Origin of the sequence: Caballeronia udeis, from assembly GCF_001544555.2 — a bacterium.
GTDB classification, from domain to species: domain Bacteria; phylum Pseudomonadota; class Gammaproteobacteria; order Burkholderiales; family Burkholderiaceae; genus Caballeronia; species Caballeronia udeis.
In genome coordinates this window covers 1-1,091 of record NZ_FCOK02000214.1, presented here as the reverse complement: position 1 = coordinate 1,091, position 1,091 = coordinate 1, and the positions used below count along the sequence as shown (strand labels likewise).

The window sequence follows — 1,091 nt, the reverse complement described above, 5'->3', positions numbered from 1 at the left end:
GTAAAAGGTTTGCAATTCTCGTTGTAGTGGGACACGAATTGATCGATACGCTTAATCAGTTGCTTGACCGAGCCGAACGAACCGCGACGGATGGCCTTGCCGGTGATCAACGCGAAGAAGCGTTCCACCTGATTGAGCCACGAACTATAAGTGGGGATGAAATGCATGTGCCACCGAGGCCGTGCGGCCAGCCATGCCTTGACCTTGGGATGCTTGTGGGCACTGTAGTTGTCAACAATGCAGTGCACGTCGAGACCTTCGGGCACCGCCTTGTCAATCTCGCGCAGGAACGACAGAAACTCCTGGTGCCGGTGACGCGGCTTGCAGGTGGCCAGTATCGCGCCGTTGAGCACATTCAGGGCCGCAAACAGCGTGGTGGTGCCGTGACGGACATAGTCATGCGTGACGCCCTCAACGTAACCGAAGCCCATCGGCAGCATGGGCTGCGTACGCTCAAGCGCCTGACATTGGCTTTTCTCGTCTACGCACAGCACCAGCGCGTTCTCCGGAGGGCTCAGGTACAGGCCGACCACGTCGCGCAGTTTCTCGATGAAGAACGGGTCGGTCGACAGTTTGAAGCTTTCGCTGCGGTGCGGCTGGAGGCCCAGCAGTTTGAAGTATCGATGCACGCTGGTCGCAGAGATTGCCGTCTCCGCGGCAATTGTGCGTACGCTCCAATGCGTGGAGCCGTCGGCAGGCTTGGTATGCAACGTCTTGTGGATCAACTCGGCCACCCGTTCGTCATCGATCGTGCGAGGCTTGCCGGGCCGCACTTCGTCGTACAGACCGTTGATGCGCTGTTCAAGGAACCGGGCGCGCCATTTACCCACCGTGGCACGCGTGAGTTGCAAGCGCCTGGCAATCTCGCTATTTGGTTCGCCAGCGGCCGCAGCCAGAACAATGCGTGCCCGTGTAACCAGCGCAGCCGGAATCGAGCGCGAACGCGCCATCGAAGCAAGTTGCAATTGTTCGGCATCGCTCAACGTCAACTCCACCTTCGGTCGTCCCATCGGCATGCTGGTATCTCCCGTTTCGTTGATACCAACATTCTACGCAAACATAGTTCAGTTAACAACGGAACGGAACACTAG

General features: G+C 58.2%; 1 protein-coding gene. It reads right to left on the bottom strand.

Annotated elements, in window-relative coordinates; translation table 11 throughout:
- Positions 1-1,016: IS630 family transposase (locus tag AWB69_RS45270; protein WP_062093246.1), on the bottom strand; the 1,016-nt coding region annotated here is incomplete at its 3' end.
- Positions 1,017-1,091: the final 75 nt, after the last annotated feature.